1 protein-coding gene, 1 tRNA gene and 1 pseudogene are annotated in these 1,759 nt (G+C 67.7%); all 3 read left to right on the forward strand.

The window, feature by feature from the left end:
• Positions 1-158, forward strand: a pseudogene (tuf, locus tag FV228_RS28680) (elongation factor Tu); the annotation flags it as partial.
• Positions 159-403: 245 nt separating this feature from the next.
• Complete coding sequence (locus FV228_RS28685; protein ID WP_147857582.1) at positions 404-1,261, forward strand: hypothetical protein; 858 nt, start codon at positions 404-406, stop codon at positions 1,259-1,261.
• A 157-nt stretch (positions 1,262-1,418) separates the two neighbouring features.
• A tRNA-Trp gene (locus FV228_RS28690) sits at positions 1,419-1,495 on the forward strand.
• The last annotated feature ends 264 nt before the right edge of the window (positions 1,496-1,759 follow it).

A 1,759-nucleotide genomic window follows, 5' to 3' on the forward strand; every position in this document is an offset into this window, starting at 1 on the left:
AGCTGCCGGAGGGCACCGAGATGGTGATGCCGGGCGACAACGTGACCATGGACGTCACGCTGATCGTGCCGGTGGCCATGGAGGAGAAGCTGCGCTTCGCCATCCGCGAGGGCGGCCGCACCGTCGGCGCCGGCGTCGTCGCCGCCATCAACGACTAAGCCAGGACGGATCGGCGCGTCGCGAGGCGCGCCGATCCGCCAGACGGCGTACCTTTCGCAGCTTGCGTCTCATCGCGGCGCGAAAATGTCCCGGTCCAGCCGGGATGCCAGGTGCCAATCTGCAGATCTGATGTGATTCCCGCCGGCCTTCGTCTTGACGGAGCGCCGGCGCTGCTTTGTCATGTCTCGACCGTGCTCCGGTGGAGACTCATATGTCCGCTGGTCTTCTTCGCCGCGCCCTGGATTTGCTGGTCCTGATCTGTGCCGGGGCCCCAATCGCGCTCGGTGGGGCGCGCGCCGATGATTTGAGCGACGGGCGATTCCGCGACGAGGTGGCGGCGCTGGTCCGGGTTCTGCAACCGGCGGCCGAGATCCGTCTCGATTCCGATCCGGGGCAGATCAATGTCGGGCCCAGGACGATCGCCCTCACAAACCTGTACCCGCGCGTTGCCGGGCTCACCGGCTCGGAACGCCGACGGGCCATCGCAGAATTCATCGCCGACGTTCTGGCGCGGTCCCAGCCCGCGACGGATCCCGGGGATTTCGCGGCCATCCAATCGCGGCTGCGCGTGCAACTCGTGCCGGAAGAGATCCTTCACCAGCGCCCGGAGATTGCCCACCGTCGGTTTTCCGAGACGCTGTTCGTTGTCTACGTACTCGATGAACCGAAGCGGTACCAATACGTGACCCGCGCGATGCTCGCGGGCTGGCATGTCGAGCCCGCCCTGGTGGAGGCGACCGCCGTCAAGAACCTCGCGGCAACCTCGAAGGATGCTCCGTTCAGCCTCGGCGTCGGGGATGACACGCCGATCTTCGCCATCGCCGATTCGGGCGACGATTACGACGCCGCGCGGCTGCTGGTGCCGGACTACCTCGATCAGATGCGCCGCGCCTTGAAGGCGGACAGCATCACCCTGACCGCTCCGACCCGGAATGCGCTGATGGCCTGGCCCGCCGATAGCGCTGCGCGGCACGAACTGGCCGCAGAGGCGACCAAGCAGATGCGGGCCGGCCCCTACGGTCGCAGCGACGAGCTGTTCCACTTCGACCGAAACGGATTGCGTCCCTTGACCGCTGCGGAGCGCGCGGATCACGGCCGTTGACGCTGCGCAGCCGCGGGATGCCCGAAGGACCCGCCGCTCCGGTCATGATCGGGTGGGACGGACAGGCCCGCGAGGGCCGCATTTTGCTTGCTCGGGCCTGTCCGTGTCACCGAACCTCTTGCAAGCCGGGCCGCAATCGGGCATTTGGCAGAACGCTAGGAGTGTAGCTCAACTGGTCAGAGCGCCGGTCTCCAAAACCGGAGGTTGCGGGTTCGAGTCCCTCCACTCCTGCCAGACATCTCACCCAACCCCGCGCGGTCGCCCGGTCGACAAGCCGGCGGAGTTGCGCTAGAGCGGGCGCAATCCGAGATCTGAAGCGACCGTCGGTGCGGGCCTCCCCAGGCCCTCGGCGCCGGATGTTCGCGTTCCCGGAAGCAGGCCCTGCCTCGGGCCCGCGCACGCAAAAAACACTGGCGCCATGGCATCGAACGAAGCGACCAAGAAGGTGGATGTGGCGCGCGGCGCGGCTCGCGGTCCCGCGAACACGCCGCGCCGCGC

Origin of the sequence: Methylobacterium sp. WL18 (assembly GCF_008040015.1) — a bacterium.
Lineage (GTDB): Bacteria > Pseudomonadota > Alphaproteobacteria > Rhizobiales > Beijerinckiaceae > Methylobacterium > Methylobacterium mesophilicum.